The sequence below is a fragment of the Mangrovibacter sp. MFB070 genome (assembly GCF_000705335.1).
In the GTDB taxonomy this organism is placed as follows: domain Bacteria; phylum Pseudomonadota; class Gammaproteobacteria; order Enterobacterales; family Enterobacteriaceae; genus Mangrovibacter; species Mangrovibacter plantisponsor.
This window is the reverse complement of record NZ_JJMI01000021.1, coordinates 84,702-110,348: the sequence shown is the minus strand read 5'-3', so window position 1 is coordinate 110,348 and position 25,647 is coordinate 84,702. Positions and strand designations below refer to the sequence as shown.

Annotated in this window: 24 protein-coding genes; 5 read left to right on the top strand and 19 right to left on the bottom strand. The window is 46.2% G+C overall.

Going from position 1 to position 25,647, the window contains the following annotated elements; translation table 11 throughout:
- The first annotated feature begins 3 nt into the window (after positions 1-3).
- The 3 genes from DT73_RS09295 to DT73_RS09285 are packed head-to-tail and all read left to right on the top strand — an operon-like array spanning position 4 to position 3,319.
- Positions 4-1,539, top strand: coding sequence for a recombinase family protein (locus DT73_RS09295; RefSeq protein ID WP_036107455.1), 1,536 nt, complete (start codon positions 4-6; stop codon positions 1,537-1,539).
- Positions 1,539-2,414 (top strand): ParB/RepB/Spo0J family partition protein, encoded by an 876-nt coding sequence (locus DT73_RS09290; protein WP_036107448.1) that lies wholly within the window; start codon positions 1,539-1,541, stop codon positions 2,412-2,414. The genes DT73_RS09295 and DT73_RS09290 overlap by 1 nt, the downstream gene beginning before the upstream one ends.
- Before the next feature lie 11 nt (positions 2,415-2,425).
- A complete protein-coding gene (locus DT73_RS09285; protein ID WP_036107436.1) occupies positions 2,426-3,319 on the top strand; it encodes a plasmid partitioning protein RepB C-terminal domain-containing protein in 894 nt (297 codons plus the stop codon).
- 537 nt (positions 3,320-3,856) lie between these two features.
- Here the strand turns inward: DT73_RS09285 and DT73_RS09280 are convergent.
- From DT73_RS09280 to DT73_RS09200, 18 genes are all read right to left on the bottom strand, one after another.
- Positions 3,857-4,270, bottom strand: coding sequence for a DUF2971 domain-containing protein (locus DT73_RS09280; protein ID WP_036107430.1), 414 nt, complete (start codon positions 4,268-4,270; stop codon positions 3,857-3,859).
- Positions 4,270-4,542 (bottom strand): hypothetical protein, encoded by a 273-nt coding sequence (locus DT73_RS09275; RefSeq protein WP_036107428.1) that lies wholly within the window; start codon positions 4,540-4,542, stop codon positions 4,270-4,272. The genes DT73_RS09280 and DT73_RS09275 overlap by 1 nt, the downstream gene beginning before the upstream one ends.
- A 16-nt stretch (positions 4,543-4,558) precedes the next feature.
- The gene (locus tag DT73_RS09270) at positions 4,559-4,879 is read right to left on the bottom strand and encodes a hypothetical protein (protein WP_036107426.1); all 321 of its coding nucleotides are present in this window, start codon (positions 4,877-4,879) and stop codon (positions 4,559-4,561) included.
- 222 nt (positions 4,880-5,101) lie between these two features.
- Positions 5,102-5,380 (bottom strand): hypothetical protein, encoded by a 279-nt coding sequence (locus DT73_RS09265; protein WP_036107422.1) that lies wholly within the window; start codon positions 5,378-5,380, stop codon positions 5,102-5,104.
- Positions 5,381-6,413: 1,033 nt separating this feature from the next.
- Positions 6,414-7,517 carry a hypothetical protein gene (locus DT73_RS09260; protein ID WP_036107417.1) on the bottom strand — a complete coding sequence of 368 codons (1,104 nt, stop codon included), beginning with the start codon at positions 7,515-7,517 and terminating at the stop codon, positions 6,414-6,416.
- A gap of 383 nt (positions 7,518-7,900) precedes the next feature.
- The gene (locus tag DT73_RS09255) at positions 7,901-9,265 is read right to left on the bottom strand and encodes an alpha-L-fucosidase (RefSeq protein ID WP_051691323.1); all 1,365 of its coding nucleotides are present in this window, start codon (positions 9,263-9,265) and stop codon (positions 7,901-7,903) included.
- A 65-nt stretch (positions 9,266-9,330) separates the two neighbouring features.
- Entirely contained in the window at positions 9,331-10,941 is a 1,611-nt protein-coding gene (locus DT73_RS09250) for an ABC transporter substrate-binding protein (RefSeq protein ID WP_051691322.1), read from the bottom strand.
- A gap of 12 nt (positions 10,942-10,953) precedes the next feature.
- Positions 10,954-12,021, bottom strand: a complete 1,068-nt coding sequence (locus tag DT73_RS09245; RefSeq protein WP_036107505.1) for an ABC transporter ATP-binding protein — start codon at positions 12,019-12,021, stop codon at positions 10,954-10,956.
- Positions 12,022-12,024: 3 nt separating this feature from the next.
- The gene (locus DT73_RS09240) at positions 12,025-12,849 is read right to left on the bottom strand and encodes a carbohydrate ABC transporter permease (protein WP_036107412.1); all 825 of its coding nucleotides are present in this window, start codon (positions 12,847-12,849) and stop codon (positions 12,025-12,027) included.
- Between the two features lie 9 nt (positions 12,850-12,858).
- A complete protein-coding gene (locus DT73_RS09235) occupies positions 12,859-13,785 on the bottom strand; it encodes a carbohydrate ABC transporter permease (RefSeq protein WP_152552506.1) in 927 nt (308 codons plus the stop codon).
- 24 nt (positions 13,786-13,809) lie between these two features.
- Positions 13,810-15,084, bottom strand: a complete 1,275-nt coding sequence (locus tag DT73_RS09230; protein WP_036107406.1) for a sugar ABC transporter substrate-binding protein — start codon at positions 15,082-15,084, stop codon at positions 13,810-13,812.
- A gap of 20 nt (positions 15,085-15,104) precedes the next feature.
- Positions 15,105-16,271 carry a PLP-dependent transferase gene (locus DT73_RS09225; RefSeq protein WP_036107403.1) on the bottom strand — a complete coding sequence of 389 codons (1,167 nt, stop codon included), beginning with the start codon at positions 16,269-16,271 and terminating at the stop codon, positions 15,105-15,107.
- Positions 16,258-16,968 (bottom strand): FadR/GntR family transcriptional regulator, encoded by a 711-nt coding sequence (locus DT73_RS09220; protein ID WP_036107399.1) that lies wholly within the window; start codon positions 16,966-16,968, stop codon positions 16,258-16,260. The genes DT73_RS09225 and DT73_RS09220 overlap by 14 nt, the downstream gene beginning before the upstream one ends.
- 302 nt (positions 16,969-17,270) lie before the next feature.
- Complete coding sequence (locus DT73_RS09215; protein WP_036107396.1) at positions 17,271-18,134, bottom strand: LysR family transcriptional regulator; 864 nt, start codon at positions 18,132-18,134, stop codon at positions 17,271-17,273.
- A gap of 257 nt (positions 18,135-18,391) precedes the next feature.
- Positions 18,392-19,846: a CoA transferase gene (locus tag DT73_RS09210; protein ID WP_036107395.1), complete on the bottom strand. Its 1,455-nt coding sequence runs from the start codon at positions 19,844-19,846 to the stop codon at positions 18,392-18,394.
- A 76-nt stretch (positions 19,847-19,922) separates the two neighbouring features.
- Positions 19,923-21,542: a sodium/solute symporter gene (locus DT73_RS09205; protein ID WP_051691321.1), complete on the bottom strand. Its 1,620-nt coding sequence runs from the start codon at positions 21,540-21,542 to the stop codon at positions 19,923-19,925.
- A complete protein-coding gene (locus DT73_RS27070) occupies positions 21,508-21,765 on the bottom strand; it encodes a DUF485 domain-containing protein (RefSeq protein ID WP_072006926.1) in 258 nt (85 codons plus the stop codon). Before DT73_RS27070 ends, DT73_RS09205 begins: the two co-directional genes overlap by 35 nt.
- Positions 21,766-22,161: 396 nt before the next feature.
- Positions 22,162-23,568 (bottom strand): PLP-dependent aminotransferase family protein, encoded by a 1,407-nt coding sequence (locus DT73_RS09200; RefSeq protein ID WP_036107393.1) that lies wholly within the window; start codon positions 23,566-23,568, stop codon positions 22,162-22,164.
- Positions 23,569-23,673: 105 nt separating this feature from the next.
- On the opposite strand from DT73_RS09200, the gene DT73_RS09195 reads away from it, so the two are divergent.
- Both DT73_RS09195 and DT73_RS09190 read left to right on the top strand, forming a co-directional pair.
- Entirely contained in the window at positions 23,674-24,099 is a 426-nt protein-coding gene (locus DT73_RS09195) for a GNAT family N-acetyltransferase (protein WP_036107390.1), read from the top strand.
- 59 nt (positions 24,100-24,158) lie between these two features.
- Entirely contained in the window at positions 24,159-24,638 is a 480-nt protein-coding gene (locus DT73_RS09190; protein WP_036107388.1) for a carboxymuconolactone decarboxylase family protein, read from the top strand.
- Positions 24,639-24,769: 131 nt separating this feature from the next.
- Here the strand turns inward: DT73_RS09190 and DT73_RS09185 are convergent, their stop codons facing one another.
- The gene (locus DT73_RS09185) at positions 24,770-25,561 is read right to left on the bottom strand and encodes an alpha/beta fold hydrolase (protein ID WP_036107385.1); all 792 of its coding nucleotides are present in this window, start codon (positions 25,559-25,561) and stop codon (positions 24,770-24,772) included.
- Positions 25,562-25,647 lie beyond the last annotated feature (86 nt).

Sequence of the window (25,647 nt, the reverse complement as noted above, 5' to 3'; positions counted from 1 at the left end):
TAAATGGGCGACAAAAAAGAAATAAATCAGAAAATTAGGGTCGCCCAGTACCTGAGAATGTCTACAGACCACCAGAAATACTCTATCGATAACCAGGCTACTTACCTCAAAAAGTATGCCGATGAGCACAATATGGAGATTACAGGCACATACGACGATGAGGGCAAAAGCGGGGTTTCAGCCACTGGCAGGAATAACTTTAACAGGTTAATCGAGGATGTCATTACCGGGAAAATCAACATAGAAGCGGTGATAGTCTACGATGTCAGTAGGTTTGGTCGATGGCAGGATAGTGATGAAGCAGGACATTACAGCTATATTCTTAAATATCATGGTGTGAGAATTATTTACTGTGCAGAAAACCTGCCAGAGGGGTTCCCGGAAATCCAGATGCTTACACTCCCTGCTCTCAGGTATGCTGCGGGAGCATACAGCAGGAATCTTTCAGTCAAGGTCTTTGCCGGACATGTTAATCTCGTAAAAAGAGGATATTACCAAGGCGGAACTCCGGGATATGGGTTGCGGAGAAAATTAATTGACCCTGGCAGTAAAAAAACAAAAATACTGAATCCGGGTGAGAGAAAAAGCTTACAGACCGACCGGGTTGTCCTAGTACCCGGAACCAAAAAAGAGATTCAGGTTATAAAAAGAATATTCAATATGTTTATATTTGAGTATTACAACGAATACATGATCTCCAGCAAATTAAATGAAGAAGGGATAAAACATACAAATAATAGCATATGGAACAGCAGCAAAGTTCATAAAATATTAATTAATGAGAGATATCTCGGGAATTATATCTACAACAGAACATCAACAAAATTAAAAAGTAAGAGAATTAAAAACCCAGAAGATGAATGGATAAAGCACACTGGATTTTTCACTCCCATTATATCCCCGGAAAAGTTTAGCATGGCGAGAGAGATAATTCTCAACAGAAGTAATCATATGACGGATAAGGACATACTCGACTATCTCAGGCAAAAACTTGATACGAAAGGCAAGTTGTCAGGCTTTATCATTGATGAAGATAATTTTGGTCCATCAAGTAGTGTTATCGCCAGCCGGTTTGGTGGACTGCTGAATGCCTATAAACTTATTGGATATTCTCCCGAAAAGGATTACAGCTATATAAAAATAAACGAAAAGTTAAGAGCCCTTCATAAGGATTTACTCAGCCAGATAACTGATAACCTGACAAAAACAAAATATACAGTTTCAGAAAGCCAGTTAATAACTATCAATGACAATCTGAAACTTTCGGTTATTGTATCCCGATGCAAAGCGATGTCATCAGGCAGTTTGCGATGGGTAGTCAGATTTGACCGAAGCCTTGAACCTGACATCAGTATTGTTGTTCGGATGGACTCGGCTAACTCAAACCCGATTGACTATTACATACTCCCTTCTTTTGACATCATCGAAAGCCAGTTAAAGCTAAAAGAAACAAACAACATCATACTCGAACTGTATCGGTTTAATGATTTGAATTTCTTCCTTGAAATGTTAAATCCGCCAACGAAAAAGGTCGCATAATGAAAAATGAATCAGACAAAGTTACAATGATAAGAACCTTATCCATTAAGGTATTTAATCCCCGTTCGCGAAATAAATTCAAACATGCTGAAATCACAAAAAGCATTGATATTGCAGGACTACGAAAACCCGTTACTGTCAGGAGAATACAGGATAAAAACTATGAGTATGCACTGATATGCGGTCAAGGAAGGCTGGAATCATTAATAATGCTCAAGGAGGAATTTGTCCCTGCATTCATCATAGATGTGGATGAGGAGACAGCCCTGATAATGAGCCTTGCAGAAAATCTGGCACGGGTAAATCCGAGAGCAGGTGAACAGTTCAATCGCATCAAGGAAATGAAATCAGATGGTCTGACAGATAAAGAGATTTCGAAAGTGACTGGATTTTCACCTAATTGGGTGAACAGCCTGACAATGTTAATTGACAAAGGAGAAAGTAAACTCCTAGCCGCAATTGAGTCTGGTAAAATTCCCATATCATTAGCCGTTGAGATTGCGAGGACAGATTATGACGGGGCACAGGAACTGTTTATAAAGGCCTTTGATATTGGGGAAATAAAGCATAAGGATGTCATAAAAATAAGAAACATACTAGAAGCCCGGAATGAGGGATTAAAGGGAAATAATAATAATATGTTCAACTATAACATCAGAAAAAAAAGAATAACAGCAGATGAGTTAACAAAACTGTTTCAGGATAATATCAATGAACATAAGCTTCTTAAAAACAAAGCCATGATTGTTGAAGAAAATATTATGCTGGCACAGCAAATATTCCAGGATTTGACACAGGCTCCGGATTTTAATCATTTGATTACAACAGAAGAGCTTGATGATTCGATAGCCTTGATTCTTAAACCTGTGATATAGGATGAGCAGTCATGATTAACTATTGTTTTGAATATACATCATTAATAATAAACATTGACAGACTTCAGTATTCCAAACCTTTGCCTCAGAACTTCAGACAGAGTAATAAATACAAACTCATAATGAAAACGATATCAATCGTTGGACTGATAGAGCCTGTAATCGTATTTTTTGACACAGCTCATGAAAGCATAAAAATCGTTGACGGGCATCTGCGAGTCGAAGCCCTGAAGGAGTTAGGTGAGAATAAAGTGAACTGTCTTATCTCTACCGTTTATGATACCTATACGCCAAACAGCAAAGTTAACAGAACGACGATAATCCAGGAATATAAAATGATACAAAAGGCAATCGATGCAGGAGTGACAATTGAAAAACTCAGCCTTGCACTGGATATGTCACTCGAATCCCTTAAAGGTAAAATCACTATTCTGGATGGTATAACTCCGGAAGTGGTAAGTATGTTTGCAAATCTGGCTATTCCTAAAGGGACTTTTTATGTCTTGAAAAAAATGAAACCGATGGCTCAGATTGAGAATGCCAATCTCATGATCCAACTTGATAATTTTCAGAAAAAATTTGCCCTATCTTTACTGCACAACACTCCCCCAGGGCTGTTAGTCAATGGAGACAAAAATCAGCAACCAGAAAAAGAAGGTCATCGTCATGCTATTCAGAGGCTTGAAAAGGAATTAGCACAATTTCACGTCGAAACAGAGAAACTGAAAGATACCTATGGAGTGAACGCTCTCAGATTAGTTATTATTAAATCACATATAGAGAAATTACTTAATAACCCAAGAGTCTTACACTGGCTTCTGGACAACAAAGCTGATCACTTAACCGAGCTTAAAAAAATATCAAACATACGAGCACTGGAAGGGGATGAAAAAAAAGAGGATTAGTTAGGGAAAATCTCTTTAGTTAAAAGCTAATAACAACTAGTTACTGGTAATCGACAGTTCTATAAAAATAATATACAAGGGCGTTCCATATAGGTTCATAATTTAAATTTTTATATTTATTAATTAATATTTCGTATTTCACTGAAAGCACCAAGAAACGAAGCTTGTAAATTAAATTATTCTTTCTAAAAAATAATGTTAATGCTTACACACAGCCCACGCAAGAACTTGGGATATCACGCGATAAAACGTGGGATCAGTCTGCCGCCGCTCACGAAGCTGTACGGACATTCATCTCAGGCGGTAACGCTGGCGTATTGCGGGATCATGGAAAAGGATGTTGAAGACGTATTCCAAGCAATCGATTATTGAGGGTGCACCTATGAAGAAAATTTTACTTTGCGTACTGGCAATGCTTCCACTAGCGGATAGTGCACATAAGGTGAATATCCCTGTCAGATTGCTGAAAAATAAGCGATGACTTTACATTAGATAATGTAAACCCGCTATGCCCTATAGAATACGCACCTTTGTGCTTCAAGCTACATCAGTAAATTTTAAGTGATACTCTGACAATGTTGGCTCAACAATTTTAATCACAGCTTCAGGATATTTACTCTTTATAAGAAGGAGCAATAAGGACCTTTCCGTAGCAGACATTTCGCCTCCAAGATAGAATGTCCCCACACAACTTGGATCAAATTTTTTCAAGCCTAAAGAAGAAGACCAAAACCTGAATTCATTTTCATAACCCCACCCTTCATGCTTGGTAAACATGTGAGATGTAAGGCCCTCACCTTTTTCAAGGTTAATACGTACAGGGTTATTTGAATAGGAAACAGACTCACCAAATATGTCACAACCTCTATTCTGAGAAAAAGAGCCATCTAGAACTTTTGCATTAAATTTTATGCAAAGCCCCTTGAAATTACTGGCATAATGAGACCACATTAAGACATTAGATGAAATTTATCATGATACTCAGGATCTGTTTTTGTTAAACATAAAACGCCACTCACCTCAACCAATTTATTATTATTTTGATTGAAGAATTTTCTACGTTCTTGATTCTCATCATCACGCTTTGTGAAACTATAAACAAACTCAAATGAATCATTAAGTTTTTTATAATTTGAAAAGTATAAAGAATAATCATTCAAAGCAGTAAGGCTGTTTATGTTAAGGCTTAAATATTTGTATAAAAAAGGTGAGTCACCTTGCATTTATTTGAATCCCTTATCACATAAAATCAATGTTTTGCGCATCAAAATCTCCATCTCGTGAAATCTTGATAGAGAATCGTTTAAATGTTTTGAAAAACTGTTCAAGGGTAATCTTGACACTTTCTCTCCGTAACTCTTGCGTATCATCTGTGATATATGCATGAACATCAAAGAAGTTCTCTGCAAAGTGGAAGGTTATGCCTTTAACTATATCCCCTTGCTTGAGAATACCAGCAATACTAAGGAATTTAGTGAAATCTTCATAGGCATCGTCTGCCGCAACACTCCCCTTCCAATCATTATATTGTGTAGTAGCTGTAAAGTGTTCTTGGGTCATATTGGTCACCCTTTGAGATGTGTAACGAAAGGAAGATTAGCGTAGATTCTACACAACACAAACCATTTAGCGCCGTGTAGGGCATATCATCATAAAGCACCGAAGGTGTATCATCAGTTGCTTGTCAGTTAACCGCCCTCTTTTCGAGCACCATTCATTTATGGCTCGGTGAACACCACGGCAGAGCCAGCCCCTTCCCAGAACTGATTAAGATCTCATCACCTACACACTGAGCAGTAGCTTTTCATCAACATTAATCCAATCGCCGTTGTCATGCTGAAGGCTTACACCAGAAATCCCATGAGAGAGTAAGTTCAATTTTCCGATGACCTTTCTATCTCTACCGTGTTTACCTGCAACAATTAAATCAGGAATTACATAATTGTCTGCTATATACTCTAAAGCCCCATTTATTTGATCATAACCATCATCAATATGATGATAATTAACTTGGAAATCACTACCTTTATAGTGAAAACTGATCTTAATGATATTGTCCATATCTCAACCCACTAGTGCAAAACCCCACCATATCTTAAACAATAGAAGCCATAAAGCCCCATTAGTGGTACAAGTAACAAGCGGAGCTTAGCGACTGCATCAGTGTTTAGAAGGATCACACCTTATCAGGGTGCTCGTGTACCGTTAGGAGCGTGAGCGAAGCGCTGGCAGAGCCGGAGCTGTAGCTACCGGGGCATTACCACTATTTACCTGTTTATGTGGCTTATAGGGCCACACATCGGGCTTAAATGCGTGTGATCAATCTGTTTCGGGATGATTTAGAGACGTTGGCAGCGTCATCAGCTTCGAGCTGATAGCGGTTCGTGGGGACTGTTCACGCTTTGTACCTGTTCGAGCTTTACAACTACAGGCCGCTACGTGCTAACATCCCTGAATAGCCACTGTTAACCATAGCGGCAACTGTTGGTCATAGAATCCCTTAAAAATAGATTGTATCTTGAGAGCAAAAAATATCTTAACTGGTTGTTTTTAAAATTTTTTGTTGTGTAAGTACCGATAATAGGAGTCGAACCTACAACCGAAGCATGACGAATGCGGGCCAGTTCAAAAATGAGTATAGAAATGAGTACACACGAAAAACAAAATAAATAAAAACAAACAAATCAATGAAATATTATAAAAATCACAGTTCAACGTCTAATTCGTTTCTGTTGTCTTATGCGGTTTCATAACATCGCCTGAAGACAAGGAAAATATATAAAATCCACGCAATTGCGTGGATTTTTTTTCATCACGGCTGATATAACTTGCCTGACGGTATGTGTCATTCACTCAATATGCAACTCGATTAAATATGTTGCCTCAAAGCATCAGGCCGTTCTGTAAACGGTGTACCATGTAATGCCAAAGGATTAAGCAGAAAACGTTATGGCAAACTGGCCATTTCCTGTCCAGCACTGAAATTATACATTATCGCCGTTAGATATTTATTTTAAGGGTGGCTGAATAAGATGACGACACTGCAGAGTTTTCTGCCATAACACAGAACACTAACGTTACCTTTTTATCAAAATCAGACTTGAGTACGCCAGTAACGGCCTAACTGAGAATCATCAATTAAAGCCTCTTCAAATGTCAGATGTTGGCTTTTCGGGTTACGACGTTGGGCTTTATTGTATCGACTTTTGACTTCCGCCCACTTTTTCATTTTGGCAGCAGCTTCTTTTTTACTTTTCTCTATTCCCTCTTCAGCAGCAATATGCTCACGTGCAATAGCTTCAGCAATCGGCACCCTCAACTCCTGGACATTGGTGTTTATATTTGCACCGGACACCTGTAGCCTGCCTTTAAGATCTGAAACTTGATCCATAGTCGAATAAGTTTGATCCCAAACACCTACAGTATTCGGGTCTCCACCTTTACTATGGGTGTGCTTGTAATAACTTCCTTTTTGGTTTGCTTGTGCCCAGGCATCTTTATTAGCATCGTTTACCACTCTACCTTCCCCGGATAATGGCGACATAAAAGGATCAAATGGTACCTCACGGCCTTGCTGGTCGGTGCCAACAAAATCTATTTGAGCCCCCATACTCCTTACATTTCTTAGTCCTCTAAGATTACTGAAGTGCCAGCCAGCCAGGGCTTCCTGAAATTCACCTTTATTTACATGTGTACGCTCGTTATCCTGCCCGTGAGCAGAATCCGGTAGTACAGTTATATCTCGCAGTGTCTCTGAATCCCGCATTCCAATGGGTAATCGGTCCAAAGCGTTGTCTACTGTCTCTGCTGTATTGAAATTATCAAAAGGAAACTTATATTGGTCTAATCCATCTGTTCCAATCATCTTGTGAAATTCATCTTTAGCTCTTTGTTGTTTGGATGACAGCGAGTATTTTTCTTTTCGCTTATCAAGAAGTCTTTGCCGGTTTGCTTCAGCTTTTGGAGAGAGCTTATTTTTCACTAATTGAACTGGCCCATAGTCATTATTAACTATTACTTTATTTCGCGATTGAAAATCATCACCTTCCATTTCCTGCTTTAGTTTTCCTTGTGCGAATGTTTCAGTACGGTTATCAAAAAATTCAAAAGCCCTTTTCCCGCCGTGTTTTTCCTGAACAACAGGATAGGAAACAGATCTATTTTCACCCCCCTTCAGCCTATCAATTTTTGAAAACATATTACAAGCCTTATTCGATTTGGTTTTTGATTACTGTTACAGGTTTAATTTTATTGTCTGTAACACCCAGAACTTCATAGAGTGGCTTTTATTTACACTCTTCTTTATTAAGAATTTTTCCTTTAACACCCAGAAGTACTGTGATTAAGACCCGTACATATTTATCTCACAACTGAAGTGGCTGGAACAACCCACCACGGCGCTTGAGTCACCACAGCCCCAATCCATGTAGTGATTGCTTTTCGTGATCGACGCCTGAAATGTTGACCGGGTAACAACCTTTTTTGCCAGACACATTTGTCACAAACAAATAATAGTACGTTACCACCAACGGTCAACTTTTCAGCAAGTTCTGGCTAAAGCGGATTGCCAGAGCAAAACCATCAATAGCTCAGCTTAAAGGTGTAGGCGAACTCCAGGCCAAGGTCGAAACGCCAGGGCACAGGGTGCACAATAACCAGACCGTCTTCGAACTCAAATGGCACCGGGATTTGCTGCCCCTGGCACAGTAATATACAGGCAGCAGGAACAGCGCCAGTAACGATACGTAAAGAGAGCGGCTGGGTAGGCCAGTCGGTGACAATCAAGTAATCATCGCTTCCCACAGAAGTCAGAAATGTGTGCTCATCATTGCACTGTAAACGGGTACAGATTTCACTGCCATAAATCGCGTCACCGTTCACCGCCATCCAGCGGCCAATATCCCGTAACCGCTCCTGCTGTATCACAGGAATGCGGCCATCTGCCGTGGGGCCAACGTTTAACAAGAAGTTTCCCCCTTTGGAAACTATGCCAACGAGCTGCAAAATAAGCTGTTGAGAAGTACAGTAGTCTTCCAGTTGTTCAGCTCGGTTATAGCCGTAAGATTTACCGATACCGCGGCTCTCTTCCCAGGGATGAAGCTTGCCGAACCCCTCTTTATCGTTGTATTCGGTGCTGTAATAGTCGCCATGTTCGCCCGGCATTTCTTTGCAAAAGCGATCGTTGACCACTACTTCGTCTTTATTTGGCGCCTCATTATACAGCCAGCTCAGAAACTCTTTGGTCTGGCTATACTCTTCACTAAAGTCCCATTCGCCGCCATCGGAAAAAATCAGGCACGGCTGATAATTGGTAACCAGTTCTTTTAACTGCGGAATCAGAATTTCATCCGGGTAACTTTGTTCAGCGATACCAAATTTTTCGCGGTCGCGTTGCGGGATAAAATAACCGCTTTCTGGCCGATGGCTGGAATTGGTTTCCCACTCAACACTGGAGTAGTACACGCCCATTTTCAGCCCACAGTCCCGCACGGCCTGGGTGATATCACCCAGCAAGTCGCGCTTCGGCCCGGTGTCACCGCTGTTCCACCCTTTTTTGTGGCGGTTTTCAGTCGGCCACAGACAAAAACCGTCATGATGTTTTGTCGTCAACACCACATATTTTGCCCCGGATGATTTAAACAGCGCGGCCCAGGCCTCTGGCTGGAACAGTTCTGCTTTAAACTGCGGAGCAAAATCACGGTAGAGGAAATCTGGAGCGTAGTTTCTCTGGTGGAAATCATCGTCATTATTACGGTACTGCCCATATACACTGGCGTAATACCACTCGGCGTAAGAGCCAAACAAGGTATTATTAATTTTTCGCCATGAGGGAACCGAGTAGACTCCCCAGTGGATAAAAATGCCGAACCGGGCTTCATTAAACCACTGAGGCATCTCGCGGCTATCGAGGCTTGCCCAGTCAGGCTGATAGGTTTTATTAGTCATTATTGACGTTCCATCTTGTACTTCGGTTTAGAGCCTGATGAATCAGGCTCTGTCAGTATTCGCTATTACTCTACAGAGACTTGTTCAAAGCGATGACCGCCAACTGGCGAAATCATATAACCTTTTACTTTGTCACTAATGGGCTCATACACCGTTGAATGGCCAATCATTACAGCCGGAACTTGTTGCGCCATCAACTGCTGTGCCTGCTGATATAACTGGCTGCGCTGGGCATGATTCTGCTCACTCCGCGCAGCGCCGATCAGCGATTCGAAGGATTTATTGCACCAGCGCGAGTAGTTCGCCCCACCGCTCACCGCCGCGCAACTAAATAGCGGGCTAAAGAAGTTATCAGGATCGCCATTATCGCCTCCCCAGCCGATTAAAATCGCCTGGTGATCGCCCTGCGATGCACGTTTCAGGTATTCCCCCCATTCATAGGTGACGATTTTGGCCTGCACGCCAACCGCCGCCCAGTCGGCCTGGATCATTTCCGCCATCCGGCGTGCATTCGGGTTATACGGACGCTGGACTGGCATAGCCCAAAGCTCAGTGCTAAAACCCCTGGCATAGCCCGCTTCAGCAAGCAATTTCCGGGCTTTGTCCGGGTTGTAATCATTGCTTGCTTTATTCGGCATGTAGCCCCACATTGATGGCGGCAGCAGGCTGCTGGCTATCTGGCCCGTGCCCTGGTAAACCGCTTTGATAATATCGGGTTTGTTGATAGCCAACGCCAGCGCCTGGCGAACTTTCAGGTTATCAAATGGCTTCTTCTCGACATTGAATGACAGAAAACCCGTGTTCAGGCCCGCCTGGTGCAACAGGGTAATATGCGCAGCCTTTTTAATAGACGGAATGTCCGCTGGGTTCGGCGAGGTCATTATCTGGCATTCGTTTTTTTGCAGTTTAGCGAAGCGCACCGAGGCGTCGGGCGTAATGCTGAAAACCAGGCGATCTATTTTATTTTTCTTTCCCCAATAACCGGCAAAAGACTGGTACAGGATACGTGAATCCTTCTGGTACTGAACGAGCTGAAATGGCCCGGTGCCAATGGGTTCAAGATCGAGCTTCTCTGGTGTCCCGGCCTTCATCATTTTATCGGCATATTCAGCCGAAGTAATCGAAGCGAAGCCCATCGCTAAATCTGCCAGGAACGGCACTTCCGGGTGAGAGAGTGTGAAAACCACTCGCCTGTCGTCCAGTTTGTGTATGCTGACAATCAGTTTATCCATCCCCATGCCGGTGAAATAAGGGTAGTCACCGCCAGAAACCTTATGCCAGGGCGAGGACGCATCTTTCTGGCGCATAAAACTAAACACCACGTCATCGGCATTGAAATCCCGGGTCGGGGTAAAGTCTTTATTGCTTTGCCATTTCACATGCTCACGCAGGTAAAACGTGTAGGTTTTGCCATCCGGGCTAATATCCCAGTGTTCAGCAAGCGACGGGATCAGTTCAGTTGTGCCATATTTAAAATCAAGTAGCCGGTTATATATGGGGTTAGCGCTGGCGTCATTAGTCACCCCAGTGGAAAAGAGTTGCGGATTAAACCCTTCCGGCGATGCCTCTGAACAATAGACCAGGGTTTTCGCCTGTAATGCCGGAGCGATAGCCAGTGAGGCAACAAATGCAGGCAGCATTAATGCGTATTTTGTTTTTCTCATAATACTCGACATCCTTTCGTCAATTTATAAGCGTTTTTGCGAAACTGAATCGAATAACATCGCACGGCGGTTATCCAGCGAGACGAAAATGGTCTCTCCCGCACGCGCGCCCGAGCGACTGGTGGTAAATAACATGATGTCGTGGCCATATAACGTGCCGTGGATCAGCTCAGATAGCCCGGTAGGCTCAACTAATGACACTTGCAACGGAAGTGCATCCGCTGTGTCGGGGGTGGCGAGACTGATATTCTCAGGACGAATACCGTAAATCACCTCACGTCCGCTTTCTTGTTTTGCCCATTGCGGATTAAGCGGTAACTGCATGTTGTCGCCAATAGAGACACCGTTGGCGCTGGTTTGGCCTTCAATGAAATTCATTGGCGGTGAACCAATAAAACTGGCGACAAATTTATTGGCTGGTGTGTCATACAGCTCCAACGGGGTACCAACCTGCTGAATAACCCCGTGGTTGAGCACTACAATTCTGTCCGCAAGGGTCATTGCTTCCACTTGATCGTGAGTCACGTAGACAATGGTGTTATTCATCTGTTGGTGTAGTTTTTTAATTTCCACCCGCATATGCCCGCGCAGCTGTGCATCGAGATTAGAAAGCGGTTCATCGAACAGAAACACCTTCGGTTGGCGAACGATTGCCCTGCCCATCGCAACACGCTGCCGCTGGCCGCCGGAGAGCTCTTTTGGCCGCCGGTCCAGCAAATGGCTGAGGCTGAGAATTTCCGCCGCCCGGCGTACCTTTTCGTCTATTTCAGCACGCGGGCGTTTCTTAATTTCCAGGCTAAACCCCATATTGCGCGCCACGGTCAGGTGGGGATAAAGCGCATAGCTCTGAAACACCATTGAAATGTCACGGTCTTTGGGCGGGACATCGTTCATTAGCTTATTGTCAATATGGATATCACCGCTACTTGCCAGCTCAAGGCCTGCAATAGTGCGCAATAGTGTCGATTTCCCGCAACCGGACGGGCCAACCAGCACCACAAATTCACCATCCTGAATGGTGAGATTAATGTCGCGTAACACTTCGACATTGCCATAGCGTTTGTCGATTTGCTCCAGCGTAATTTCAGCCATCATTTACCCCTTAACCGCACCTGCGGTGAGTCCCTGAACCAAATAGCGTTGAATAACAGCAAAAAACAGACAGGCTGGGATCAGTGCCAGTACCGCCGCAGCCATCATCTCTCCCCAAGAAACCGCAAATTTAGAAACGAAGCTGAGCAATCCAACGGGAAACGTCATCACCTCGTTCTTATTGATTAACATCAGCGAGAACAGCAATTCACTCCAGGCAGCAGTAAAGACAAAACCCAGCGTCGCCGCCATTCCCGGCAGTGTCAGTGGCATCAGCACGCGATACAGCGCCTGAAAACGGGTACAACCTTCCAGCATGGCCGACTCTTCCAGATCTTTCGGGATGGCATCGAAAAACGACTGCATTAAAAATGTTGCGAAAGGCACATTAAACGCGGTGTAGATGAGGATTAAACCGGACAAGCTGTTAGTGAGCCCGAGCGGTGCCATCACGCGATAGATTGGCGCGATAATCATCACCAGCGGAAACATCTGGGTGAACAGTAGCAGCGCGGCAATAGCTATCTTGCCGCGAAACTGAAAACGCGAAAACGCATAACCAGCAGCAGCGGCAATCAGCGAAGTCAGTAGCGCAGTCACCAGCGACACTATCAGGCTATTGGTAAAGAACGTTGGGAAATCACTGTCCGTGAGCACCTTACTGAAATGGCTCAGGGTCAGCCCGCCCGGCAGCAGAGTGACCCCCTTGCTGAACAGCAACTGATCTGGCGTGACAGCAATTTTGATGATCCAGTAGAGTGGAAACAGCGCGAACAGCAAATATGCCACAATACTAAGGCGATGCCCGATGAGCGGTAACAGTCGCATGATTCCTCCTTACTTCAGCAGTTGATGACGAATACGCAGCAGCACCAACGCATAAACAGTCATTAGCAGCAGCAGAAACACCGCCATCGCAGAAGCGTAACCAAAATCAAGCTTGCGGTAGGCGGTGGTGAAGATATAGCTGGATAAAATTGAAGTGGAACCCGCCGGGCCGCCATCGGTCATCACCACGATCAAATCTGCAAAGTTGGCAATCCAGATGGTGCGCAACATCACGGTGATGGCGATCATCGGCGCAAGGAATGGCAAGGTCACACGGCGAAATTGCTGCCAGCCGCTTGCCCCATCCATTGCCGCAGCTTCGTATAAATCCTTTGGAATAGATTGCAGAGCAGCCAGCAGGGTGATGGCAAAAAAAGGAATGCCGAACCAGACATTGGCAATCACCGGCCCCCACATCGCCAGTTGTGGATCAGACAATATGTTGTAGGGTTGACTCAGGACGCCCAAGTCACTTAACCACTGTGGCAGCGGCCCTACCACCGGGTTAAACAACCATGACCATGTCAGGCCAGAGAGAAATGCCGGTACAGCCCACGGCAGAAACACCAGTGCCTGTACCCAGCGGCGAAAACGAAATTCCCTGTTGAGCAACAGCGCCAGCAGCAGCCCGAAAACGAACTGCAACAGGAGTGAGCTCAGCGTCCAGTTAAGAGTGTGACCCAGCGCTTTAAAAAAGCGCCGGTCATCGAGCATGGCAGAAAAATTATCCCAGCCAACCCAACCGCTATCCATTGGGTTTAGCAAGTTCATGCTTTGAAACGCATACGAGATACCGACCGCCATAGGAACAAAGATAAATACGGCGATCAGTACCAGGCCCGGAGACAAATAGTACCAGGGTTCCAGCACCCGCGACCATTTCTGAAGACCCTTACGCGTGTTCCTTGCTGGCAAAGAAGTATCAAGCATTGTCATCGTTCCCCCTTCCCCTTCAGGCGGTTATTTCTGCGCAGCAAGCCAGGCTTTCTGGTCTTTCGTGAGGTATTTCGCCCACGCTTTCACCATGCTTTCAGTGTCGTTTTCTCCCAGCAGAGTCTCCTGTGAGCTTTCTTTAACGAGCACTGAGTTGAAGTATCCCCAACCTTTCAGATGGGTAGGCATAGTCAAAGGGACATAGTTGGGATCATTAAGCTCTTTAAACCAGCCGGAAAATTGCGGGGTTTGATAAAAGGGATCCTGTTCAGCGCCTTGATAAATCGGTAGCGTGCCAACAAACTTGGCCCACGCGAGATTGTTGGTTTTATTGCTGAGAAAGCTGATCAAAGACCAGGCAAGATCCTTCTGTTTACCCTGTTTGAAGATTGCCCACCCGGTGTAGCCAATTGTCGGGAAAGCTTTACCCGATGGGCCTACAGGCATGGGAGCGACGGCGAAGTCATCGGCTGGCATACTCTTTTTGATGGCGATGAGTGCATCAGGGTCCTGGTCGAGCATTGCGCATTTTCCGGAATAAAAAGCGGAGACGATTTCGTTGAAACCCCAGTTAATACTGTCTTTGGGTGCCCCACCTTGCTGGTACATATCCACCAGAAGTTGCGCGCCTTTGATAGCGCCAGGCTGCGTTAAGGTGCTGTTGCCGTCTTTATCAAAAAGCGCAGGCGAACCGTTCATTCCCGTCATAAACATCATCCAGGCATTGGTACCACCGACACCACCACGCAAACAGTAACCGCTGATACCGTTGCCTAACGCACTGATACGTTTGGCATCGCTGGCAAATTCCTCTAAGGTTTTCGGCGGTTCACTGAGGCCTGCCTGCTGGAACAGTTTTTTATTCCAGAACAGCGCCCGCATATAGAACCCATAAGGGATCATGGTGGCCTTGCCGTTAGCGGCACGTGCCATTGCTAAAGTTTTCGCGGTGAGTTGCCCGGTGCCTTCCCAGCTTTTCAACCGTGGTTCGAGATCCTCCAGCATGTTATTGCTGGCATACAGACCTTGCCAGGTATCAGGCATCTCCACTACATCTGGCACTTCACCGCTTTGCAGCATGGTGCCCAGTTTTTCAAAAGCCTGCCCCCAGGGAAGAGAAATCAGTTCGATTTCTGTACCGGGATGCTGCGCTTTATATTCGCCAAGCATTTTCTGCAGCAACTCGGTACGCGGCGGGCTGGTGATCACTTCCACCACCGTCAGTTTGGCGGCCAGGCTGCTCATCGCCATAGTCAGCCCCGTTGCCAGAACCAGCGCTTTCAACGTGAAGGTATGTGTCATTGCGTTCTCTCCTGGGTGGTTTATGCGTGAGTTGCAGCGGTAAGTGCTTGTTGCAGATCGGCCCACAAATCCGCGGTATCTTCCAGGCCGACTGAAATGCGGATCAGGCGGGGTGAAACACCAAAATCGACCGCGGAATTAAATTCGCTGTCCTGGTTGATAACTGAAATGGCTGGCATCACCAGACTTTCAAATCCCCCCCAGCTCACCCCCATATGGAACAATTGCAGAGAGTTGCACAGTTGCGGAATATCGACAGATTCCGCCACAGCAAAGGAAAACAACCCACTGTACCCACTCAGGGTTGACCAGGACGGCGGTTGCAGGCCGGGGTGATAAACGTCGGTCACAAGCGGGTGTACGTGTAGCTTGTTCGCCAGGGTAAGCGCGCTGGCGTGATGCTGTTTCATACGTAACGGCAGGGTCCGCAGCCCGCGTATCAGCAATGACGCTTCCTGGGCCGACAGCTTGCCCCCCAGAAATGGGCTGACATGGCGGCTGATGTTGGCAATGTGCTGCTTGTTGGCAATCACCAGCCCTGCGACGACATCACTATGGCCGCTAATGTATTTCGAGGCCGAGTGCACGACGATATCGATGCCACAAGCCAGCGGCTGCTGGAACAGCGGGGAAGCCCAGCTGTTATCTATGATGGTGGTTACCCCGGCTTCGCGTGCCAGGGCGGCGAGTTGTGTAAGATTCTGCTCGCTCATTACCCAACTGGACGGGCTTTCCAGATACAGTAAGCTGGCACCAGGCAGTGCAGCACGTATAGCTTCAGGGTCATCGCCATCAACAAATACAGTTTCAATTCCAAAGCGCAGGCAGAAGCCTCGCAGAAAGCGGTAAGTATCGGGGTAGACATGATTAATGCAGACAACTTTTGCGCCTGGCGTGACCACACTCAGGATCGCATTGCTAATTGCCGCCATCCCGCTGCTAAAAGCCAGGCAGGCTTCACCGCCCTCCAGCTCAGCCACTTTATCCTGTAGCGCTTTCACTGTTGGGTTATCGACGCGGGAGTAAAGTGGTTGGTCGCTCTCACCACGAAAACGCGCGATCATGCTGTCATAGTCGCTGAAGGTGAAGAGCGATGATTGGTAAATCGGTGTTGATACGGCTCCATTTTCATGGCGCTGGTCATGAGCAAGCAGGGTTTGTTTCTCGAATGGTTTAGCGTTTGGCATTAATCACATCCTTCATGTCGCGTTCAGTGATATCAAGAATCTGGTTGCAGATAGCTCGCGCAGCTTTGCTATCACGCTGGTAAATGGCGTTGAAAAGTTCACGGTGCAGCGGTAAGGAGTCGGCAAATAGCGCCTGTTCTGGCGGCGATTCAAAAAAGGCGTGTAGTGAGTCGTAGATCCCGTTCAACATCTGCAGCAGTAATGGGTTGCCGGCAGCGCGGTAAATGCTTGAGTGAAACGCCCAGTCTTCCGCACCCGCCGTGCCCACCGACAAGTGCACACGCTCTACTTCATCAAGGCACTGTTCTATCCTGGCGAGATCTTCCGCTGTAGCACGCTGCGCCGCCAGCACACAGCATTCCGATTCAATAACGCGGCGCACTTCCAGGGCATGAAGCATATTTGCCGAATCGTTTTTAAAACGCAGTGAGAGAAAACTATCGTTAATGCCGACATCCACCTGCAGGAAGGTGCCACTGCCTTTTTTGCGCAGGATAATTCCCAACGCTTCCCAGCGTTTGAGTGCTTCACGCACTGTGTTGCGGCTGACCCCTAACTTCTCTGCAAGTACCCGTTCAGGTGGCAGGCGACTGCCAGGTTGGGCACCCGATTGAGCGATATAGCGCGTCAACGCATCGAGGATCAGGGTGTCTATCTGTGGTGTGGAAATTGGGTGAAGCTCTGAGGGTGTCTCCATCGCTCTGCCTTAATTGGTCCAACATCTCTACCAATTAAGCAATAAGCACGCCATATTTCACTTCACTGAATTTAAAGGTTTTTTTTAATTTCGCACGCTGTGGCTGATTATTTGTGGTGCAAAATCATCACGTTTGCACCAGTGCGTTCATTGTTCAGACTGGGTGTAAAGGCCAACTGTGGAATGCATCATGCAGTGATGCCGGGTTGGAATGGATTACTGATTGTGTCCGGAACCGGTATGCGGGGGTAATTGCGAAACAGTTAAAAATAGCGGGAGCACCGAACACGTAATACTTATGTTTAAGGGACCAGAGACTCCATAAAACATTTTAATGCCGTGGTTACATGAGCATCTTTTCTGCGTACAAATAACGTAGGGACATGAGCTATTGAAGGGGCAATTTCATGCATGCCGAACCTTAACTGCAAGTCAGAACGCAGCACAATGGATCGCGGCAAAAGCGTTATGCCGACGCCCGCGCTAACGCACCCAATCATACCGTCAAGGGAGCCAAGTTCCAGTCGCTGAAATGCAGGCCTGCCGATACACACTAAGAATTGCTCCAGCCGCTGTCGGTAAGCGCAGCCTTGTTTGAACATCAACGCAGTAATATCTTGTTTATCGCTGATGAGTTGTTCAATGGATGTGTAATGTGGAGGCGTTATCAGCACTAATTCTTCTTCAAACACTTTCTCTGCCACTAATAACGGGTGTTCAAGTGGCCCGGCAATAAATGCGCCATCGACTTCATTATTCAGAACATTATCAACCAACCACGCTGTGGCATTAATTTTCATTATTAGGTTTACATCCCGGTAACGATCACGAAAATTGGCAAGAATATCAGGCAACCGGAGCGCTAATGTCGTCTCCATGGAACCAATAGCAAGCTTCCCTTTTGGTTCACCTTCATCACGGGCAACTTTAGCCGCTTCATCGAGAAGCGTTAATGCCTGTTGCACATAAGGCAAAAAGCGAACGCCAGCCAGGGTAAGTGTCACCCCCCGGCTATGGCGTTCCAGTAGAGGCAGTCCAATATGTTCTTCGAGAGAACGAATACGGTTAGTAACATTTGACTGCACTGTATTGAGTTCCCGTGCCGCGGCGGTAATGCTTGCACAGCGTGCCACTGCTGAAAACGTCAGCAAATCACAGATTTTCACTCCCACCTCTCATCTCAAAATTTATGCTTATCTTCATTTCCCTATTCATTAATCAGATGGCAACTGCAACATCCAGGCCAGAACCAGGGTTAATAATCAATCTATTGAAATGAAAGGAATAAAATCCGACGCAAACAACGACAAGGTGCCCCATTGCACCATTTTCGATCCCCAGGGCATTTACTCAGGCGCTATTGCCTGCCTAATGATTACTCACCAACACGCCTGTTACCTAATGCACCGTATTTCCCTTTAACTTAAATAATATTATTTTCCAGCCATATTGGTTTATCACTTCCCAATAATGGAGGAGGACATTGCCACTGACAGGGCGTCTCAGACATCCTGAGCACTGGCCCCAGGCTCTTTAACCCGCCATAGCCTGTCGCTTCATCACAAACGGCCAGTTCTTCAAACTCGGCCGCCGTCAGGCGCCCCGGTGCATGTTGAAACAACTCCTGTACTCCCTGACGTTGTAGCAGCATTGCAGACTGGCAAAGTGAAACTTGCACTCGATAGCTTCCTCCCTCTCGTGCACGACGCGCCAGCGCGACTAGCCCACCAAACGTTGCAAGAAAACCGGTAAGAAAGTCGCAAGTAAATACTGGCATGAGTTTAGGTTCACCATTCCCATTAAGTTGGCCCTCGACATGACAGATACCGGTCACTGCCTGGGCGACTTGATCCCACCCTGCCCGGGATGCAAAAGGCCCACCGGAACCAAAACAGTTAACAGTAATATGAATCAGACCTGGCCGTATTTTCATCAGTTCTTCAACACCAAACCCATGCGCCTCAAGACGACCAGGCCGGTAGCCATCAATGAACACATCACACTCACCAACTAACGCCTTCAACTGCTGTGCTTGTTGTGGAATGTCGACGTCCAGAAAACAGCTTCTTTTACCGTGGCTGGTATCGCGAACAAAAGCTGGAATCTGAGGAAGATAAGGAGCGGTAACCATCAAAACGTCAGCGCCATGTTCAGCAAAACCAAGCCCTGCGGTAGGGCCTGCAAGAATGCGGGTTAAATCTAATACTTTTATTCCAGAAACAGGCAGGTCGCCTTCAGGTAAGGGTTCAGGGGCACCATCAGAGACCCGGGTGATTTCCACGACGGGGCGGGAAGCCAGGTAAGCGCCATGCGGATGCTCTAACCACTCATCTGGCGTTCTGACCATCCCGCCACAGGCAAAGACTGCTGCCAAAGCCTCTTCGAGTTCCCTGGCATTCCACTTACCCACACCATCGCTTACTGATTCCACTGAGCTTCTGCATTTCAGCACATCCAGTATTCTTTTCTCCAGATGAGGCAAGTTAGTATGTGGTAGTAACCAGCGCCCATCGGCGGCTTTCCATGGCTGGGTAAGAGAGACCATATGTTTCATGGCTTCGGACACCGGTATTGGTTGAAATACCCCGTTATGGTCTAGCCGTTGCGTCATGTCTCCTCCTGCCAGGGAGGTTGCCGCAGCTGCGCGTGTATCAATATGAATTTTCTGCCTTCTTCCTGTTTTCAACTCCCACAGGTCATTGGCAGCAACCCCACGTGCTGCAAGCACTGCTGCAGCGGTTTCCCCCACTTTAAAAGGTGTTTGAAAAAGGGGATCGCCATGAGTTACCGTCACTTCCTCTTCAGGCAGAGCTTTTCCTCCCCGGATTGCCATCAGTTCAGCAAAAGCACCGGAGTCGCTAGTAAAATTGTTAAGCATAATCAATAACCTCAAATTTCAATTCAGCGCAGCTTATTTAACCCAGCATTGCGCCAGCAAAGACCGGGTAAAAAATTCAGCTAATTTTTGTCATTGGCTGAGGGGCAGGCTCGCGCTCCAGCAAAGAAGCCACAATACAAACGACGAATGCCAGGGGAACGGTAATAATTGCAGGAGGGTCGATAGCAAATACTGGCGCTGTATGGCCCAGCATTTTGACCCAAACAGAGGGCCCGAGTGCGGTAAGAATCAGTGAAAACAACAGGCCTGTGGCCCCACCCCATACCGCTCCTCGAGAGGTTAAGCGCCGCCAGTAAATAGCGAGTATTAGCACCGGAAATGTGGACGAACATGAGATGGAGAATGCCAGGCTAATCATGTAAGCAATATTTTGTCCTTTAAAAGCAATACCAAGTATTACAGCCAGCCCACCGAGAAAAACTACTGCCCATTTCATTATCTTCATTTCAGTCTTCTCTTTACCCGGCTTCTCTTTGCTAAAACAGCCATAAATGTCGTGGCTGATAGCCGACGCGCCAGAAAGAGTCAGACCTGCCACAACAGCAAGAATGGTTGAGAATGCTACTGCAGAAAGAAACCCGAACAATGGAGCACCACCAAGCACACTTGCCAGGTGCAATGCCGCGGTATTACTACCACCAATTAACCCACCTTTAGCATCAAATAACGCAGGCTGAGTTCTAAGCAAATAAAGCGCCCCGAAACCGATAATAAAAATCATCAGATAGAAAATATTCATAAACAGGGTTGCCCACCCCACGGAGCTACGTGCTGTTTTGGCATCAGGAACGGTGAAGAAGCGCATTAATACATGAGGTAACCCGGCAGTACCTAACATAAGGGCAATACCCAGAGAAAATGCGGACCAGGGGGCTTGTGTAAGCGTGCCGGGAATAAGAATCCGCCCCCCCAAAGGATGTATCCGGACCGCTTTTTTTAGTAATTCTGCATAACTAAATCCAACTGTGCGCATGATAAGAAAACAAAGAAAAAGACAACTGGCGATCATTAATACGGCTTTAACAATCTGAACCCAGGTTGTCGCCATCATTCCCCCAAAGGTGACATACAGAATCATCAGAATGCCGACCAGCATGATTGCGTAAACATAATCAATACCGAACATCACTTCAATCAACTGCCCGGCTCCAACCATCTGCGCTATCAAATAAAAAAGCACGATAATAAGTGAAGCACTGGCAGAAAAAATTCGCACACTCTTGCCTGGCAGGCGAGCACAAACCACATCAATAAAAGTATATTTACCCAGTTCCCTCATTTTTGCAGCCATAAGGAAAACAACAATAGGTAACCCTGTTGTATATCCAATGGCATAAATTAACCCATCAAACCCTCGAGCGAACACTAATGCTGTTAAACCAAGTAATGCCCCTGCTGACATCGCATCTCCAGCAATAGCTAATCCATTCTGCAAACCTGTAATATTGCCACCAGCGGTGTAAAAATCGCTGGCGGTCTTGGTTCGTTTTGCTGCCCACCAGGTTATCCCGAGTGTTGTAAGAATAATGATAAAAAAGAAAGTGATAGCAATACCACTAATACCTCCACCAGCCGGTTCACTTGCATAAACGGGATTAGCAGTCGCAAGAAAAAATATCATTGCCAATATTCTTTTCAATTTAACCACCCTCTTTTCTATTTGTGATAAAAACATACATAATCGTAAGGATAAGACCACATAATATGACCAAAAACCCCATTACAAATGACACTGGAACACCTGTTCCCATGAAATTTTTACTCAAAAGCCCACTGTCAAACACACAAACAATGATGAATGAAAAAAATATCAAAATCTGGGCCAAGGAAAATATGACGCCAGATAAAAAAACAAAGGACGAGTCTGTATTTTCATGATCACTAACAAAATAACCCATAACACTTATTCCCGATATTTATGAATTAACACAGTCAGGATTACCCACATTCAGCACATTAAGATTCATCACCCGACATGCAGGTCTGTATAACAACCTGCCGATTACTTTAGAACGAGGAAGGAATACGTGAAAATGATTTGATCAGATTGCACCTATCTGTAAACGAGATGGCTTATTTATATAATCCAACAGTGGTGCACCACGCATCGACATAGTGCAATGGTGGTACTTTTATGGTGCAATGAGTTGTTGAGATTGGCACCATCATAAATAAAAAAGTGATATAAAATAAATGATATTCAGTACGACATTCTTTATGCTCACTGACCGCCTCAACTATTTTTTGATACCCGAGTTGCATAACGATCCTGAATATAAGAATCAATACAGAAATCACTGAGTGGGAATGCCCATGCCGCCAGGATCAGAGAATAAACATCGGGTTTTTTCTGCCACACGCTGCAAAATTGCCTGCGCCTGTTCGACTGACTGAATATTGGTGTAGCCAATTACCAGGCCATAACGTTTCGGTTGCTGAGCATACCAACCGGAGAGTGGCAGAACACAGAGTTCATGTTTCCTCCAGAGCTCTGCCAGCGCAGTATCCTGCCTGTCACATTTCAGAAAAGCAACGATATGCATACCACCGCCCGTCAGTTCAAACTCAAACAGGTCTGGAAACATAAACTGGATGGCATCCAGCATCATACGTCGACGTTGCTGATAAAGAATGCGCATCTTTTTAAGGTGGCGGTAAAAATGCCCCTCGTTGATAAACTGCGCCAAAATTTTTTGCGGTAACAGAGGCAGACCAGTCTCCAGTATTTGCCCCAGTTCGCTGAAGCGCCCCACAGTTGCCAGTGGCATCACCAGGTAGCCAATGCGCATTGCGGGCATGATGGTTTTGCTGAACGTCCCGGTATAAATTACCCGCTCGTGTATATCCAGGCTCTTCAGTGCCGGGGTTACTTTCCGTGTATAGTGAAACTCACCATCGTAATCATCTTCAATAACCCAGCTGTTATTTTGCTGTGCCCACTCCAGTAATTGGTGTTTTCGAGGTAGTGACAGGCTGACTGCCAGCGGGCTTTGATGTGTAGGTGTAACAATGGCAAAGCGCGCGTCGGCGTGATTGCGCTGAAGATAGTCGATATCCATGCCCTGCTGGTCAACCGGAACATAATGCAAACTCGGTGCAATATGTTTCAGCAATCGCTGGCCCAGAAAGTACCCGGGGTCCTCAAATACTACTTTATCATTCGGCTGTGCCAGTACCGACAAAATCAGTTGCAGGTTGGCACGGTAACCATTGGTAATAAAAATTTGCCCGGGTTTGCAGTTTAGTCCACGCGAAATATTCAGGTAGTTGGCGATAGCCTCACGCAGTGGCTGATACCCCATCACAGGAGGCACAACCATCTCCTCTGGCCGCAGGCTGCGGGCTATTTTACCCGCAAGCAACAGCCATTTTTTATGTGGGAATGCATCCAGTGCCGGAATCCCCAGCCGCAGTTCGCCTTTGCTTTCGCTTGACGGGGGACTGGGGGCGAGTATTAGCTCAGAAGTGGCAACACTGGCCACAGATGGTAACTGAAGATCCGGGTTAACATGCGTACCTTTCGCGCCCTGGCTAACAAAATACCCTTCACCAGTCAAAATCTCATATGCTGCTTCCACCGTTTTACGCGCTACCTGTAACTCACTTGCGAGCACACGAATTGCCGGTACACGCTCACCGGGTTTTAACCGCCCATCCAGAATTTGCTGGCGATAGCGCCTGTAGATCTCTTTATATCCCATCATCGCCCTGAATGTCCTACTTACTTTGCCTAATTTTGACCCTTTTTAACCAGACATACCAATTTAAAATACTGTCATCAACTCAATAAACCAGTACAAGCCAGGATGAGAATTGCACATTACGACACACCAGAAGAACTCGCCCACTGTTATGCACTGATGTGCAAACTACGCAGCAAGCTGAAGAGTAAGGCCGAGTTTATCAGCCAGGTACAACGCCAACAGAAGCAAGGTTATCGTCTGGCTGTCATGGAACAAAACGGCAAACCAGTAGCGCTGGCAGGTTACCGCCTGCTGGAAAATTTTATTCATGGCCGCTTTTGCTACATCGACGATCTGGTAACCGCTCCGGCAGCCCGCAGGCAAGGTGTTGGTGCAGATTTGCTGCATAACCTGGCCGTCATCGCCCGTGAATACGGCTGCAGCCAGATAGTGCTTGATACCGCCATCAGCAATACCCAGGCTCAGGCGTTTTATCAATTCTCTGGTTTCAGCGCACTTGGCCTGCATTTTTATCGGGAACTCAACTGATAAAGAAACCGTTATATACGGCACACCTTTAACTGTTTACTTTAAAATAGGAACACATCATGTCGTCACGCGTTGATCATTTTCAAACAATCCCTGCACTCATTAAAATTCTGGGCGATGCTTCCGTGGCATCAGGCAAAAACATTCTGGACAAAAAGCTTCGTCATCTGATGGATATCCGGGCTTCACAATTGAATCACTGTGCGTTCTGCCTTGATATGCACGTTAAAGAAGCAAAACTACACGGCGAGCGTGAGCTGCGTCTGTACCATGTCGCAATTTGGCGTGAATCCCCCTTGTTTACTGCTAAAGAGAAAGCGGCTCTGGCACTCACTGAAGCGCTGACCCGCATCGATAACCATGGGGTAAGCGACGCGATTTACAGTGAGTTGGCTGAGCATTTCACGCAAGAGGAAATTTCAGCGCTAACCTTCAGCATTGCCATTATTAACGCCTGGAACCGCCTGCAGATATTGTCACGGGCAGAGCCAGGATCACTGGATAGTGCTTATGGGCTGGATCGGGCTGACTTAAGTTAACGTTTATCCGCCAGTGGGTTCCCTTGCTGGCGGTTTTCTATCAACACGGCTTCCAGAAAACTTACACCGGAGCAGAAGTGTTAATTTAGCTCTGATCCAGCATGACCTGAAACCGTTTATCGCTGAGGCGCCTAACCTGGCTGCTTTACCACTCCCGCGGCAAAGCCAGCTATCAGGGAGGCAAGGATTTCAGGCACTTCCAGTGGCAACAGGTGCCCGGCACCGGGAATGACTTTCAGAGTGGCCTCGGGTATCCGGGGCAGGAGTTCTTCTTTGAGTACATTGAGGCGCTCAACTTTATCCTGGTCCCCAGAGACAACCAGAGTGGGTACGTTAATTGCGGTGACCCAGGCCGTTATATCTTCTCGCATTGCTTCGTCAGGCCACGCTTTTTTGGCGTGAATGCTTCCCTTAAGGCTGTCTTCTACCACTTGTTTGCGGTGCACTGCACTGAGTGTTTTGGCGGTCAGCACATGATCAATCACATATTCCACGGATTCACGTGACGAATACGCACTTTTTAGCACTTTGCGCTCTTCGTCAGAAAGGTGCATCGGAACCGGGGGTGATGGTGCGACCAAAATCAGTCCTTCAAGCCCTTGTGGTTGGCGAGACGCAAACAACTGAGCAACTTTTCCCCCCATGGAATGCCCGACCAGAATGTAACGCTGCAGGCCCAGTGCCTTAATCACAGATTCTGTATCTGCAGCCAGCCCGGCGATGTCATAGCCATCTTCCGGTTTACCGGACTCCCCCCACCCCCGGTGGTCATAAGCAATGGAGTGGTAATCATGGGTTAAAACGTTAATCACACTCTCCCATGTGCGTGATGAACCACCGTAATAATGCAGAAATACCAGCGCAGGCGTGCCCTTCCCTCGTTGTGTTACATGAATATGCGTACCATTGATATCAAGTTGCATTGTTTGTCTCCTCTGGTTGAATGCCAATAAGGATAAATTCAATATCAATAATTGATAATCCAGAAAAAACTATCGACAATCGATAA